The sequence below is a fragment of the Colwellia sp. KU-HH00111 genome (genome assembly GCF_040362745.1).
GTDB lineage: Bacteria > Pseudomonadota > Gammaproteobacteria > Enterobacterales > Alteromonadaceae > Colwellia.
The window spans coordinates 270,291-285,913 of the sequence record NZ_BAABWO010000001.1 but is presented as its reverse complement, the minus strand read 5'-3'; the positions used below and the strand labels follow the sequence as shown (position 1 = coordinate 285,913).

The 15,623-nt window shown below is 40.6% G+C and carries 9 protein-coding genes; 5 read left to right on the top strand and 4 right to left on the bottom strand.

Annotated features, from left to right (window positions below; all coding sequences use genetic code 11):
* Positions 1 to 4: 4 nt before the first annotated feature.
* The 3 genes from ABXG98_RS01155 to ABXG98_RS01145 all read left to right on the top strand — a co-directional run bounded on the left by ABXG98_RS01155 (position 5) and on the right by ABXG98_RS01145 (position 7,909).
* A complete protein-coding gene (locus ABXG98_RS01155) occupies positions 5 to 1,492 on the top strand; it encodes a glutamate synthase subunit beta (protein ID WP_353536844.1) in 1,488 nt (495 codons plus the stop codon).
* Between the two features lie 502 nt (positions 1,493 to 1,994).
* Positions 1,995 to 6,455, top strand: a complete 4,461-nt coding sequence (gene gltB / locus ABXG98_RS01150; protein WP_353536843.1) for a glutamate synthase large subunit — start codon at positions 1,995 to 1,997, stop codon at positions 6,453 to 6,455.
* Positions 6,456 to 6,478: 23 nt separating this feature from the next.
* On the top strand, positions 6,479 to 7,909 hold the full coding sequence (locus ABXG98_RS01145) for a glutamate synthase small subunit GltD family protein (RefSeq protein ID WP_353536842.1): 1,431 nt from the start codon (positions 6,479 to 6,481) through the stop codon (positions 7,907 to 7,909).
* A 220-nt stretch (positions 7,910 to 8,129) separates the two neighbouring features.
* Here ABXG98_RS01145 and ABXG98_RS01140 read toward each other — a convergent pair whose 3' ends face one another.
* Positions 8,130 to 9,680, bottom strand: a complete 1,551-nt coding sequence (locus ABXG98_RS01140; protein WP_353536841.1) for a Na+/H+ antiporter NhaC family protein — start codon at positions 9,678 to 9,680, stop codon at positions 8,130 to 8,132.
* Positions 9,670 to 10,215 (bottom strand): type 3 dihydrofolate reductase, encoded by a 546-nt coding sequence (folA, locus tag ABXG98_RS01135; RefSeq protein ID WP_353536840.1) that lies wholly within the window; start codon positions 10,213 to 10,215, stop codon positions 9,670 to 9,672. Before folA ends, ABXG98_RS01140 begins: the two co-directional genes overlap by 11 nt.
* A 153-nt stretch (positions 10,216 to 10,368) precedes the next feature.
* On the opposite strand from folA, the gene ABXG98_RS01130 reads away from it, so the two are divergent.
* The gene (locus tag ABXG98_RS01130) at positions 10,369 to 12,108 is read left to right on the top strand and encodes an ABC transporter substrate binding protein (protein WP_353536839.1); all 1,740 of its coding nucleotides are present in this window, start codon (positions 10,369 to 10,371) and stop codon (positions 12,106 to 12,108) included.
* Between the two features lie 5 nt (positions 12,109 to 12,113).
* Here ABXG98_RS01130 and ABXG98_RS01125 read toward each other — a convergent pair whose 3' ends face one another.
* Together ABXG98_RS01125 and ABXG98_RS01120 are read right to left on the bottom strand one after the other, a co-directional pair.
* Positions 12,114 to 13,427 (bottom strand): M28 family metallopeptidase, encoded by a 1,314-nt coding sequence (locus tag ABXG98_RS01125; RefSeq protein ID WP_502901527.1) that lies wholly within the window; start codon positions 13,425 to 13,427, stop codon positions 12,114 to 12,116.
* A gap of 152 nt (positions 13,428 to 13,579) precedes the next feature.
* Positions 13,580 to 14,077: a DUF1353 domain-containing protein gene (locus tag ABXG98_RS01120; RefSeq protein ID WP_353536837.1), complete on the bottom strand. Its 498-nt coding sequence runs from the start codon at positions 14,075 to 14,077 to the stop codon at positions 13,580 to 13,582.
* 127 nt (positions 14,078 to 14,204) lie between these two features.
* Between ABXG98_RS01120 and ABXG98_RS01115 the strand changes: the two genes are divergently transcribed.
* Positions 14,205 to 15,551 (top strand): magnesium transporter, encoded by a 1,347-nt coding sequence (locus tag ABXG98_RS01115; RefSeq protein ID WP_353536836.1) that lies wholly within the window; start codon positions 14,205 to 14,207, stop codon positions 15,549 to 15,551.
* Positions 15,552 to 15,623: the final 72 nt, after the last annotated feature.

Below are 15,623 nucleotides of genomic sequence, written 5' to 3'. Positions count from 1 at the left end.
TATTATGGGTAATCCAACAGGATTTATCAACGTAGGTCGTAGCTTACCAACTCAACGTCATGCCGGTGAGCGCTTAATTGATTGGTTAGAAGTCTATGAAGACATGCCAACAGCGGACATTGAAAAGCAAGCGTCGCGCTGTATGGACTGTGGCGTGCCATTTTGTCAGTCAGCTAAATCAGAGTTCGCTCCTGCAGTAGCAGGGTGCCCGGTAAATAATGTTATTCCTGAATGGAATGACCTCATTTATCGCGGCCGCTGGAAAGACGCCGTTGACTTATTGCATAAAACCAACAATTTTCCAGAGTTTACAGGACGGGTATGTCCTGCGCCTTGTGAAGGTGCTTGTGTATTAGGTATCAACTCAGATCCAGTTACCATTAAACTGCATGAAAAAGAAATAATTGACCGTGCCTTTACTGAAGGTTGGGTTAAGGCACAACCACCAAAAGCACGCACTGGTAAAACCGTTGCGGTAATTGGCTCAGGCCCAGCAGGACTTGCCGCCGCCGCTCAGTTAAATAAAGCGGGTCATATGGTTACCGTTTATGAGCGTGCCGATCGTATCGGTGGCTTGTTAATGTATGGTATTCCTAATATGAAGTTGCAAAAAGAATTAGTGCAACGACGTGTAGACCTTTTAGCGGATGAAGGCATTGTTTTTGTCACCAACACCGAAGTAGGTAAAGATATTAGTGTTGCACAGCTTGAAGCTGATTTCGACTCTATTGTCCTTTGTATCGGCGCAACTGTTCCACGTGACTTACCCGTGGAAGGCCGTGAACTTGAAGGCGTTCATTTTGCCATGGACTTCTTGAAAGCTAATACCAAAAGCTTACTTGATAGCGAGCATCAAGATGGTCAATTCATCAATGCAAAAGGAAAAAATGTGGTGGTGATTGGTGGTGGAGATACAGGTACTGACTGTATCGCAACTTCATTACGTCACCAATGCAGCAATGTTACTCAACTTGAAATTATGCCTCGTCCACCTGAGCAACGTGAAGCAAGTAACCCTTGGCCACAATGGCCTAAGCGTTTACTTGTAGATTACGGCCAAACTGAAGCAATTGAAATTCAAGGTCAAGATCCTCGTCAATACTTAGTAATGACGAAAAAAATCGAAAGCGATGGTCAAGGTAAGGTAAAAGCAGTTCATACTGTAGATATAACTTGGGAGAAAAACGAGCAAGGTCAAATGTTCCCACAAGAAGTTGTAGGTAGTGAAAAAATACTTCCCGCTGATATCGTACTTATTGCCATGGGCTTTATGGGACCTGAGGGTGGTTTAATTGAGCAATTTGGTCTTAAACAAGATAACCGCTCTAACATTGCCGCTGATTACGACAAGTTTGCTACTAGCAAGCCAGGTGTTTTTGCCGCAGGTGATGGCCGTCGTGGTCAAAGCTTAATTGTATGGGCCATTGATGAAGGTCGCCGTTGTGCGCGTGAAGTGGATACTTATCTCATGGGTAAGAGCTACTTGCCTTAAGTGGTTATTAATTAGCGCAAGCAAGAGCTTGCGCTAATAAAGCAAAATTAAAGCTCGCCAGAGCAATCACGCTAATGCTCAATGACTCCCTGACCTACTTCAAGCCCAAACCACTTCCATAAAATCTAAAGCCTCACTCTTCACATATTGATTGCATAATGAATAAATAAACACTATCTTTTTGTTAGGTAGTAATAAACAAAAAATGTAATTAACTTTCACGAATGTGACTCCAGTCATGTAAAACAGCAATAACAGAAGACAAAATAGCATAAAAACAAATAATTACTCCTAATAATGAGAATTATTCACATTATCCTCTAAGTGAAATGTAAAAAATTTACGAGCAAATGCTCTATTTTTATTGATTTCCACTTTATGAGTGAGTAATGTAAGCACCCCTTCTTGGACTGAAACAGGATGGTTATGCGTTTTTTTCATACCTTTATTCTTTATATTTTGTATATTCTGTTCACCAAGCGGCATTTATTAGGAGAGTGTAATGCAACTTTATGATCATAGCGTTCAACGCGAAAACTGTGGTTTTGGCTTAATTGCCCACCAACAAGGTGAAACCAGCCATAAACTTATTAAGACCGCTATCTCAGCCCTTGATCGTATGCAACATCGAGGCGGTATTGCTGCTGATGGCAAAACTGGCGACGGCTGTGGCTTGCTACTACAAAAGCCTGATAGCTTTTTCCGTGCGGTTGCCGAAGATAATAGCTGGAAGCTAGGTAAAAAATATGCCGTTGGTATGATCTTTTTAAACCCTGATCCTGTTGCTGCTGCCTTATCAAAAAAAATATTAGAAGAAGAGTTAGCAAACGAAAGCTTAACCTTAGTGGGTTGGCGAACGGTGCCAATTGATACTTCAGTACTCGGTGGCGCTGCTATCAGTAATATGCCTACTATTGAACAAGTATTTGTTAACGCTCCACCGGGTTGGCGAAATCGAGACCTAGAACGACGTTTATATATGGCGCGTCGGCGCGCTGAAAAACGCATCACTGATGATGTCTTCTATATTGCAAGCTTGTCATGTTTGGTAACCATCTATAAAGGCTTAATGATGCCTAAAGATTTATCAAACTTTTATTTAGACTTAGCCGATATTCGTATGCAAAGTGCTATTTGCGTATTTCATCAACGCTTTTCTACCAATACTTCTCCGCAGTGGCACTTAGCACAACCTTTTCGCTACCTTGCTCACAATGGTGAAATCAATACCATTAATGGTAACCGTCAATGGTCTCGCGCACGTACTTATCGCTTTAAGTCACCACTACTACCTGACTTACATGATGCCGCTCCGTTTGTTAGTCAAAGCGGCTCTGACTCATCATCATTAGATAATATGCTCGAGCTTTTCCTTGCTGGAGGCATGGATCTATATCGTGCCATGCGCTTACTAATGCCGCCTGCATGGCAAAACAGTACCTTAATGGATGACGAACTACGCGCTTTTTATGAGTTTAACTCAATGCATATGGAGCCGTGGGATGGCCCTGCTGGCGTGGTGATGACCAATGGTCGACATGTGGCTTGTAACTTAGATAGAAACGGATTGCGCCCTGCTCGTTATGTAATAACTCGTAACGGATTTATTACCCTTGCCTCTGAAGTTGGTATTTGGGATTACGGCGAAGATGAAGTGATTGAAAAAGGTCGCGTTGGTCCCGGCGAGATGCTCGCACTTGATACTTACACTGGCAAATTATTCAGCTCTAATGATATCGATAACGATTTAAAAGTACGCCACCCTTACCGTGAATGGCTCAACAAAAACATTCGTCGATTGGTGCCATTTGATGAATTAGAAGCCAATCAAATTGGCATTCGGGTCTTCTCAGATACCGAAATGAACCAATATCATAAAATGTTTAATTACAGTTATGAAGAAATTCAGCAAGTGATTAAAACATTGGCTGAAAATGGTCAAGAGGCGACAGGGTCAATGGGCGATGATACGCCAATGGCGGTACTTTCCAGCCAACCTCGAACCTTGTACGATTATTTCCGCCAACAATTTGCGCAAGTGACAAATCCGCCTATAGATCCCTTGCGGGAACGATATGTGATGTCACTAGGAACCTGTATTGGCCGCGAACACAACGTATTTAATGAGACCTCTGGACATGCCGATCGCATGTTGTTTTCAACACCTGTACTCATGTATACCGGTTTAAAACAACTACGTGAATTAGACCCTGAACATTATCGCTCTGATACCCTAACTTTATCCTACGATGCTGACGAAGGCTTAGAAGCTGCCATCATTCGTTTATGTGATGAAGCAGAAGACTTAGTACGCAATAAAAGTACCGTTATATTAGTGCTTTCTGATAGACAAATTCATCCAGGTTTACTGATTATTCCAGCAGCAATGGCAGTAGGTGCGGTACAAAAACGCTTAGTTGACCAGCAACTACGTTGTGACTCAAATATTATTGTTGAAACCGCCTCTGTACGCGATTCGCACCAATATGCCGTGCTACTTGGTTTAGGGGCAACGGCAATCTATCCATACCTTGCCTTTGAAACCATTGAGCAATTAGTTGAACAAGGACAAATTAAGCTAAGTGCGCGTGATGCAGTAGTAAACTATCGTGAAGGCATTAATAAAGGTTTATTGAAAATACTCTCTAAAATGGGTATTTCAACGATTGCCAGTTATCGCTGTGCTGGCTTATTCGAAGTGATCGGTTTAAACGAAAATATCATGAAGTTATGCTTTAGCGATTTACCTAGTCGCATTCAAGGTGCTGATTTTAATGATATTGAACAAGACAATATCAACCTTGCCCGTAAAGCGTTTTTGCCGCATCAGGCCGTTAAACATGGAGGCTTATTGAAGTACGTACACGGCGAAGAATATCACGCCTTTAACCCAGACGTAGTCAATTATTTGCAAAAAGCAGTGCAAAGCGGTAACTATGAAGATTATCGTCAATATGCTGATGAAGTCAATAATCGACCTGCTGCTATGTTACGCGATCTACTGGTTTTCAAAGATAATTGCCAAGCCATCGATATCAGTGCTGTTGAGGCAGAGAGTGAATTATATAAACGCTTTGACTCTGCGGCTATGTCTATTGGCGCATTAAGTCCTGAAGCACACGAAGCCCTTGCCATTGCCATGAACCGTTTAGGCGGCTTTTCAAACTCAGGTGAAGGTGGCGAAGATCAGCGCCGCTTTGGTACGGTGAAAAACTCCCGCATCAAACAAGTCGCTTCTGGCCGTTTTGGGGTAACGCCGCATTACTTAGTTAATGCCGATGTTTTGCAAATCAAAGTAGCACAAGGAGCAAAACCGGGTGAAGGTGGTCAACTACCCGGTGATAAAGTATCGCCTTTAATAGCCAAGTTACGTTATTCTGTGCCGGGGGTTACCTTAATTTCACCACCACCGCATCATGATATTTACTCGATAGAAGATTTAGCTCAACTTATTTTCGATCTTAAACAAGTTAACCCAAAAGCCGTTATTTCTGTGAAACTGGTTTCTGGCCCTGGGGTTGGAACTATTGCCGCAGGTGTGGCTAAAGCTTATGCTGATTTTATTACAATTTCTGGATACGATGGCGGCACAGCAGCTAGTCCACTGACTTCAGTTAAGTATGCGGGTTGTCCTTGGGAGCTAGGGTTAGCTGAAGCGCATCAAGCATTAGTGACTAATGGTTTACGCCATAAAGTACGTTTGCAGGTTGATGGTGGCTTAAAAACCGGTGTCGATATTGTTAAAGCTGCCATTTTAGGTGCAGAAAGTTTTGGTTTTGGTACTGCGCCTATGGTGGCATTAGGTTGTAAATTCTTACGAATTTGTCACTTAAATAATTGCGCTACCGGTGTTGCCACACAAGATGAAGTGTTACGCGATCAATTCTTTAAAGGTTTGCCTGAACAGGTAATGAATTACTTCAAGTTTATTGCTCACGATGTGAGACAAATCCTTGCAAGCTTAGGTGTTGAAAGCCTGACCGCAATTATTGGTAGAGTCGATTTGTTAACGCAAGTCGAAGGTATTAGTGCCAAGCAACAAAAATTAGATTTATCTCCCATCATTGCCCCTATTGTTGCCGGTGAGAATACTGCTGTCCATCAAATGGAAGAAAACAATCCCTTTGATGAAGGTCAATTAAATTTACAAATGCTAGCGGTTGCTCAAGAGGCTATTGCACATAGTAGTGGCGGTGAATTTAGGCTTACGATACAAAACACTGACCGCTCAGTGGGCGCAACCTTATCAGGTGAAATAGCCCGACATCATGGCGATCAAGGCATGTCTTCCGCTCCTATTACAATGCATTTATCAGGCACTGCGGGGCAAAGTTTTGGCGTTTGGAATGCGGGTGGTTTACATCTTATCCTCACTGGTGATGCTAACGATTATGTCGGTAAAGGTATGGCTGGCGGTATGATTACTGTTAAGCCCCCCAAAGGTGTTGAGTATCTCAGCCATAAAACCATGATCATGGGTAACACCTGTTTATACGGCGCTACCGGCGGTAAATTATATGCTTGTGGTCGTGCGGGTGAACGTTTTGCTGTTCGTAACTCAGGTTGTCATGCCGTTGTCGAAGGTACTGGCGATCACGCGTGTGAATATATGACTGGCGGTATTGTTACTATTTTAGGTGATATTGGCGTTAACTTTGGCGCGGGTATGACAGGTGGTTTTGCTTACGTATTAGATGAACAAGGTGATTTAGATACACGTCTAAACAAGGAATCAATTGAAATGCTATCCGTTGACGACATAGCCATTCATCGTGAACATTTACGTGGCATTATCAATCATCATTTTGAGCAAACAGATAGTTTACGTGCTCAAGATATATTGCAGGACTTTGATCGGTTCGCACCATTATTTAAGCTAATTAAGCCAACCGCTATCGATGTTAAAACCTTATTAGGTCATCGTAGTCGTTCAAGTGCTGAATTACGCGTGCAAGCACAATAATTAATTGATAAGGAAAAAAAGCAATGAGTAAAAATGTTTATCAATTTATTGATGTAAAACGAATAGAACCAGCTAAAAAACCTATCGATGAACGTAAAATCAACTTTGTTGAAATTTACCAACCTTTAGGTAACGAACAAAGTGCGGGCCAGGCCGATCGCTGTTTAGATTGTGGAAACCCTTACTGTGAATGGAAATGCCCCGTACATAACTACATTCCACAATGGTTAGAGTTGGTGACTGAAGGCCGTATTTTAGAAGCTGCTGACTTATGCCATCAAACCAATAGCTTACCTGAAATGTGTGGACGTGTATGTCCACAAGACAGGTTATGTGAGTCAGCTTGCACCCTAAATGATGAATTTGGTGCCGTGACTATCGGTAATATCGAAAAGCATATTACCGATACAGCAATCGCCCAAGGGTGGAAACCCGATTTATCCCAAGTAGTAAAAACCGGTAAACGAGTTGCTGTCATTGGCGCTGGCCCCGCAGGTCTTGCTTGTGCTGATGTGCTAACGCGTAATGGGGTTGACGTTGTTGTTTATGACCGACACGCACAAATTGGCGGCTTACTGACTTTTGGTATTCCCTCATTCAAGCTTGAGAAAGAAGTCATTCAAACCCGCCGTGAGATTTTTGAAGGCATGGGGATTGAATTTCGATTAAATACCAATGTCGGTGTTGATATCAGCTTTGCTGATATCAGTGATGAGTACGACGCGGTATTTTTAGGTTTGGGTACATACAAAGACATGAGTGGTGGTTTTGAAAATGAAACGGCTAATGGTGTATTTAACGCGCTCGATTTCCTAATTGGCAATACTCAAAATGTTATGGGCATAACTGCCAATGAGTCTAATCAAGTTAAACCTTACGTTAGCTTTAAAGACAAAAAGGTAATAGTACTCGGTGGCGGTGATACTGCCATGGATTGCGTTCGTACTTCAATTCGTCAAGGCGCTACCACAGTGACTTGTGCTTATCGCCGTGATGAAGCCAATATGCCGGGCTCACCACGCGAAGTTCAAAATGCCAAAGAAGAAGGTGTCAATTTTGCGTTTAACCTTCAACCACTTGATATTGCTGTAAATGAACAAGGTGAAGCTATCGGTGTGAAGTTTGTCAAAACCGAGCTTGGCGCACCTGATGCGAATGGTCGTCGTAACCCTCAGCCAGTGAAAGACAGTGAATTTGTTATGGAAGCTGATGCAGTAGTGATTGCGTTTGGTTTCTTGCCGAGCCCTCCACAATGGATGATAGATGCAGGGGTTGAATTAGATTCACGTGGCCGTGTTATCGCTGCTGATAACAGTGATTTTGCCCTGCAAACCTCTCAGCAAAATATTTTTGCCGGTGGTGACATGGTGCTTGGCTCTGATTTAGTAGTTACCGCCATTGATCAAGGCAGAAAAGCAGCCATGGGGATTTTGGACTTTGTTATGAGCAAATAACTAATTTTGCGTTGTGAGTAATAAAGAAGCCGTTATTGTTTAAACAATAACGGCTTCTTTATTATATACCTTATATACCTCAAGGTAGGTGAGAATTTATCCTGACAACGCGGAATGAATTCCGCCCTATCTGGTATCCCATACCCTCAAGGTAGGTTAGAATTTATTCTGACAACACGAAAAAAATTCCGCCATACATGGTATTTAATGCCAACTCTATTTAAGCAAAGATTAAGACTGTTAATGTCCATAATATCGCAGCAAGCCCTGCTGCATAGGTTGCCGGTACAATTTGAGATTTAACATGATCCATCATGTCACAGCCAGTGGTCATCGAACTTAAAATAGTGGTGTCAGAGATAGGTGAGCATTGGTCTCCATAAACACTACCATTAAGGACTGTAGCAAAACAAATCATCATAAACAGTTCAGCATTCTCAATTCCTGCGGTTTGTGCAATAGCCCAAGCTAGAGGCATTGCAAGCGGAAAAGCAATTGCAAAGGTGCCCCAACTTGTGCCTGTTGAAAAAGCAATCAGCATCGCCATGAATTGCAAAATAACGGGTAATAACCAGTACGGCACTTGCGCTGATAGCAGTGAAACCAAGTACACACCACCACCAATTTGTTTACTGATAGCGCCTATAGTTACCGCCAACATTAAGATAACAGATGCTAGCACCACACCTTTTAAACCATTACCAAAGCCATCAATCACCTGACTTAGCGACATGCCTTTTGCTAAAGCGATTATGGCACTTAATAGGAGTGCAGTACCAAATGCCCAATTAATTTTCGGAGAGCCCAATAAAATAAAGGTCAAAACAGCAATAGCAATTAAGGTAACTAAGGGTAAGATAAATTCAAGCACGTGCGCCCGATAACCTTGCGGTACATTACACACTTGTAATTCTTTAGCGCTCAAAGGTTTCGCGCCTGGCGCATCTAACTCGCCTGTAGTTGCCGCACGTTGATGAGCCTCACGTATACGCTTGCCAGAAAAAGTAGTGATATTCAAACTGAGTAGAAAGGTGCCAATCACAGCAATAATGCCGTAAAAACTAAAAGGTACCGCAGCAAAGAAAAACGCGATACGATCGGCCTCGGTTGCTAAAAAAGCAACGCCGGGTACAAATATTAAGGCTTGCACATAAGCAGGCCAGGCATTAAAGGCGATTACAATTGCTATTGGTGAGGCTGTGGAGTCAACAATATAACTCATTTCTTCATGGCTAACCCCAGCTTTATCGGCCAATGGCCGCACCGTTGTACCCACAAGCACGGTACTCATGGTACCGCCCTGAAAGAAAAGTATACCGAGCAACCAAGTCACCAATTTAGCTGAGCGTTGGCCGCGAACAAAGTGTTTGATCATATAATCAGCAAAAGCCTGTGCTGCACCAGTTTTTGACCAAATACCTAACAGGCCACCGAGTAACCATAAGTAGAGTAACAATAGCCCTGCTGTGCCAGCTTGAGCGATAGAAGGGATCAATATTTGATCGGTTAGATCATATTGCCCCATCATAAAAGCGCCAACCGCTATACCGCTTAATAATGCCGTCAATGGCTCCCGCGTAAGCCATGACAGAGCAATAGTGACAAAAGCAGGCATCAATGACCACAAGCCATAATGATAGGCTGTTCCTACGCTAGTTGCCTCAACAAAGTAATTAACATACAAGGCTGAGAAAATAGCCAACATTAAAACCACTAATGCGAGTATGTTTTGAGTGAAAATTCCCTGGTTCAATGAGATGTTATTGCGCATTGACGGCTCGTTGATAAACACAGAAGTCTAAATCATAAGCATTATGTTCATCGCTTGGGCGTGACTCACTCGCTATTTTTTGCCAACTACCGTCATTATAATCAGGAAATTTAGTGTCGCCATCGATTGCTGCATTAATATGGGTAATGTATAAACGATCTGCATTTGGTAAACAATGTTGATAAATTGCACCGCCACCAATCACCATGACTTCATCTATTTTTTCTTCGCTGGCCCCCGTTTTATTAACCTGTTCAATTAATGCTAACGCTTGTTCTACCGAAATCACCACATCAACACCTTCAGAGCCTTTGCCTTGGGGGGCGTAATTTTCATCACGAGAAATAACAATATTTCGACGGCCCGGTAATGCCCGACCAATAGACTCATAGGTTTTTCTTCCCATGATAATAGGCTTGCCTAAGGTCACTTTTTTAAAATAAGCTAAATCTGCAGGTAAATGCCATGGCATGTCATTATCTTTGCCAATTATATTATTATCAGCTGTGGCTACTATCATGGAGAGAATGGTCATGGTGTTCCTATAATTTAATGTCTTAGTTGAAATTCATTGCATATGATGGAATATGCTGAGTTTGTCGGTTAAAAAGGTTTTTACTGGCAAAACAAGTACTTTTAACCTATAAATAAAGACAAATACACTTCAAGAAATATTGGTATTCAATGAATGCTAAAAATATATGCGAAATATACTGGCTTTTATCAGATTTTTTTACTGAGTGCATTCACATTAATATGCTTTTTTAATCACCCTGCCCATAGCGCAAATAGTAAAAAAAGTGTTTTGGTTTTGCACTCTTACCATCAAGGATTAGAGTGGACTGACAATATTTCAAAAGGTATTCAATCAACTTTTCGTCAGTATCATAACCAATATGAATTGTTTTATGAATACTTAGACACCAAAAGAAATTTTGGTAAAGAATATACAACAAAACAACTAGAGTATTTACTGACCAAAAACCAGAAAAACAATTATGACGCCATTATTGTTTCTGACAACAATGCCTTTAATTTTATCAAACGTAATCGCAATCAGCTTTTCCCAAACCACACCCCGATTATTTTTTGCGGGGTTAACAATTTTCAAGACGCTTTAATTGATGACATGAACAACGTCACAGGTGTCGTTGAAGCAACGGACTTCAAAGCAACCATTTCCTTGATGCAAAAGCTTCATCCAGAAAAAAACAAAGTTATGGTTATACTCGATAAAACCCCTACAGGGAATGCTATATATAGTGAAATTAAAAACACCGAATCAGTATTTAATGGACAAGTAGAGTTTGACTACTATCGAGATTTTTTACTTAACGACGTGGCGGACCGAGTGTCAAAACTTGATAACAACTACCTAATTTACCTGTTGGCCTTTAATCGTGACAAAAATAATAATTTCATTTCCTATACTGATGGCGTTCATATGATCAGCAAACACACCAACACACCTATTTATGGTTCATGGGACTTTTACATGGGCAAAGGCATATTAGGTGGAATAATTACTTCTGGTTTTTTACAAGGGCAACAAGCAGCCAAAATAGCATTAAGAGTACTCAATGGCGAAAACGCCAATAATATCCCAGTCATTAAGGACTCACCCACCCAAGCTATGTTCGATTACCAACAACTGCAAAAGTTTGGCATTAAGACGCATCAATTACCTTATAATAGTACTATTTTTAATCCTCCGCCCAGTAATTATGAGACATATAAAGGGGTATTAGTAGCTATCACTGCACTAACTTTTTCAGCTTGCCTTATCCTTTTTTGGAAATATACAAAACAAAAAATGCGTTTAAAAATCCACCAAAATGCAAATACTCGGCTTGAAATAATAGTAAAAGAAAGAACATTAAAGTTAGAAACAGCGAATAAAGTGCTTGAACGAATGTCAAATCAAGACGGCCTTACCAAACTCTACAACCGGCGTTATTTTGACTTACAGCTGCAAAATGAAATAAAAAAACTACAGCGAGTTCAGCTACCATTATCAGTATTGATGTGCGATCTAGATTATTTTAAAGAATATAACGATACCTACGGGCATGTGGCAGGAGATATCTACCTTAAAGGGGTTGCACAGGCTATTAACAACAATTGCCAACGCATTTCAGATACGCCAGCTCGTTACGGTGGAGATGAATTTGCCATCATTTTGCCAAATACAAAGGCCAAAGACGCGTTAAGAATAGCCCAAATGATTGCTGCTGACTTAGAAAAACAAAATATTTTACACGCTAGCTCGCCAATCAAGACAGTTGCTTCTGTAAGTATAGGTGTTGCCACCATAATTCCAGCAATGACAACATCGCCGTCAAGTGTGTTAATACTTGCCGATAAAGCCTTATATGAGAGTAAAGAAAATGGCAAAGACCGAGTCACTGTGCATGACCAGACCCTTTGAAAAATTTATTCACCAAATGAACCCGCGTCACCAGGAAACACCACAGGACTTTCAAAGCCCTCTTTGCTCACACTTGCTACGCCAAAAAAATAGTTATCGATAACAATATTTTCTAAGGTGTACTCAGTTACGTTGCCAACAAATCGACTATATTGCCACTGTGAAGCATCGGTTAATCGCCAATAAACCTTATAACCTGCAATGTCATTGACTTCCTTGCCAGTTGCTTTTGCCCAAGCAAGTTTAGTACTAGGTTGAACCGCACCGCTAATTTCAACATTAACAGGGGGATTAGGAGCCCAAGCCATGCCAGCTAAAGAAACCGCATTAAGCGCAGTCAATTTAGCGGCATAATCAAAGTTAATACCGTCGATAGTATCGCCGTATTGAATGCCATTTTCAGTTCTAATATCTTGATGTTGTCTGTTGTAATTTTCATTGGTTTCCATGATACGCACTGCAGGATAACCAAGATCGTTAAAAGGACGATGGTGACCACCTCGGCCAAATCGGTCTAAACGGTAAATCATCATGGTATCTAAATTAGGAATATATCGGTCTGCCATCCAATCAATGTAGCGTGCTAAATTCCGCGTAGGAGAATCAACTTCACCTCCGGTAAAGCGTCTTTTAATTGCTTGTTTTTTGGTTTCTGTTTGTCGAGTACCTTCAGCAAATATGCGCGCTGTAGTGTTATTAATTACGCCGTTAACCCCTTCAATATTACCGATCATGTCATTATTTAAAACAGCTTTTATCCGCCAGCCGTCTTTTTGCGCTTGCGCTGCCATAATTTTGCCACCAAAGAGTCCTTGCTCTTCTCCTGCTAAAGCAGCAAACACAATGGAGCCATTAAATTGATACTGTGATAAAACTCGTGCAGCTTCCAAAACGCCAGCAACACCAGACGCATTATCATTAGCCCCAGGAGAATCTGAAGTAGCATTCATTACATCACTCACTCTCGAGTCAATATCACCTGACATAATGACATACCTATTGCTGTCTGTTTTACCTTTCAATACTGCAATAACACTGACCACTTCAGTTGGCTCAGGTATACGTTTTTGCCCCGATATCACGTCACTTTGAAAATAGACCTCAAGGCATCCACCACATGCTTTTGAAATAGCGTCAAATTCAGATTTTATCCAACGTCTGGCTGCGCCTATTCCTCGGGTACTAGATTGGGTTTCTGACAACGTATGTCTGGTGCCAAAGCCCACCAGTTTCCGAATATCTTTTTCAATATTATCGGCAGATACTTGCTCAGCAATTTGGTGCAGTTTTTGTTGATCTGTGTATTTAACCTCAGCCATAGCCGAAGACAACGTTAATGTTGAAAGCAATAAGCTATTCACAGCCCTCAAGCTCAAATTTCGCAGAAGTTTCGTCGATGGAAGTTGTGTGTACATGACAAGAGTTCACTTATAACAAATAATTCATTGTTTATAGTGTATACCATATATGATTACTTGTGTTTAATAATCAAACCGTCGGGCACCAGCTCTTGTTTCTCTCGTCTTTGAAAAGACAGCCAATTTATCCAACCAAAACATACACCCATCAACCAAGTAAAATAATCTATAAAGCGCAGTTCGTTCCTTTGAATACCCACCTGGCGAATTAATGCAGACCATTTAAAAAAACCATTTCCTTGCTTAAATTTAAAGGCTTGGTTGCCTTGTACAGCCCATAAATAATTATATTGAAAACAGAAATCATGCAAAATCACCGGAATTAATAACAGCCCGGTAGGTGAAAAGAGCCACCAAACAATCGCTGGATATGAACTCCCATCAAAAACAAACCCTTTTGGAATAATAATAGTTCTTTGATTGGGCAATACATAATGCCAATCAGCTATAAGTTGCCATTGACGTTTTCGAAAAAGTAAACGACATAATTTAGAATAAAATGAAAATTTTTTAGTTTTTATCGCAAATGGCTGTAATTTAGGCATTTCCATAAAATATACCAAGTTAATGGTGAGTGAATGTGTTAATTTTATAATGAAATAAACCTGTATTAAAAACGCAAAATTTTACAGTGACTAATCCAATTTTTTTATCACACTTTTTTTATCAGGAAACACTATGTCATTAGAATTATTTACTGAATATATAGAAAAAACCAATGAGCGATTTGAAAATGAATTAGATCTAGGTGACATAGCAACATCAATCGAAAATGACTTATTACCGGAACAGGTTGCTGTTTTTTTAGAAGCCTTCCCGCTAAAACCACGCTTAAACTTATGGAAATTATTTAGTAATGAGTTTCAACAAAATATTTTTCTAGAAATGAAAAATGAGTCAAGGCAAATGCTGCTCAGTGCCATGGATGATGATGCCTGTTTACCACTATTTGATCGCCTAGATGCCAATAGTTTACTTGAACTTACCGAAGGTTTAAGCGAGCGTTTCATTGAGTATGCGGTCACTAAAATGACCGCGAAACAAAAAGAACACTTTAAAAAAGCACAGGATTATTCTGATAATGAACTAGGTCACTGGCAAAGTTTTGATGAAATTAAGGTCTCTGAAAAATTAAAAGTATCATCGGCAAAAAAGCTTTATTTAAAATCGCAACCTATGCTGACGGATTACATTTATATTATCGATAATCAATCTAAATTATTAGGAGGATTACCATTAACACAGCTTTTAATACTGGACGACGACACAATTTTAGCCGATGTTGATTATCAAGAAGTACAATGTTTAGAAGCTAGCAAAGATGTTGATGAAGCGTCAGATGAAGTCATTAGCTCAGGAAAAGCGGCTTTACCCATCATCGATGAAAATGGCTGTTTAACTGGGCGTTTGGATTTACATTCGGCTTATAAGTTCAAAGAAGAATTAAAAGATAACCAACTATTTCAATCTGCTGGTTTAAGTGAAGAAGAAGATCTATTTTCCAGTGTCTGGTTGAGTAGTAAAAACCGAGCCATTTGGCTGGGTATTAATTTACTAACCGCTTTTTTAGCCTCTTGGTTTATTGGATTATTTGAAGCTACCTTGCAACAAGTAGTCGCTTTAGCTGTACTAATGCCCGTGGTCGCTTCTATGGGAGGAATTTCAGGATCTCAAACATTGACCTTAATAATTCGAGGATTAGCATTAGGGCAAATTACCGAAGTAAACAGACAATCCATTTTGAAAAAAGAATTAAAAGTAGCGGCAATAAATGGCGTGTTATGGGCCACTGTGATCGGTTGGATCACTTATGGCTGGTTTAGCAATCCTATGCTGTCTATCACTATTTGCATTGCCATTTTAGGTAATATACTAGTGGCATCACTGTCAGGCGTATGGGTGCCTTGGCTATTAAATAAATTAAATATAGATCCTGCATTATCAGGAGCGGTAATTCTTACTACCGTCACTGATATTTTTGGTTTTATTGCATTCCTTGGCTGTGGAACATTATTGCTCCTCTAGACAGCGTGTCATTTTACAAACTATAAAAAGATGCCTTGAGTAAGCACTAATACCTGTTTCATTTAACGGCAA

Bases quoted from the DNA above. Each gene is read 5' to 3' on its own strand.
- ABXG98_RS01155 (WP_353536844.1), top strand. From the start codon at position 5: ATGGGTAATCCAACAGGATTTATCAACGTAGGTCGTAGCTTACCAACT.
- gltB (WP_353536843.1), top strand. From the start codon at position 1,995: ATGCAACTTTATGATCATAGCGTTCAACGCGAAAACTGTGGTTTTGGC.
- ABXG98_RS01145 (WP_353536842.1), top strand. From the start codon at position 6,479: ATGAGTAAAAATGTTTATCAATTTATTGATGTAAAACGAATAGAACCA.
- ABXG98_RS01140 (WP_353536841.1), bottom strand. From the start codon at position 9,680: ATGCGCAATAACATCTCATTGAACCAGGGAATTTTCACTCAAAACATA.
- folA (WP_353536840.1), bottom strand. From the start codon at position 10,215: ATGACCATTCTCTCCATGATAGTAGCCACAGCTGATAATAATATAATT.
- ABXG98_RS01130 (WP_353536839.1), top strand. From the start codon at position 10,369: ATGCTAAAAATATATGCGAAATATACTGGCTTTTATCAGATTTTTTTA.
- ABXG98_RS01125 (WP_502901527.1), bottom strand. From the start codon at position 13,427: ATGGCTGAGGTTAAATACACAGATCAACAAAAACTGCACCAAATTGCT.
- ABXG98_RS01120 (WP_353536837.1), bottom strand. From the start codon at position 14,077: ATGGAAATGCCTAAATTACAGCCATTTGCGATAAAAACTAAAAAATTT.
- ABXG98_RS01115 (WP_353536836.1), top strand. From the start codon at position 14,205: ATGTCATTAGAATTATTTACTGAATATATAGAAAAAACCAATGAGCGA.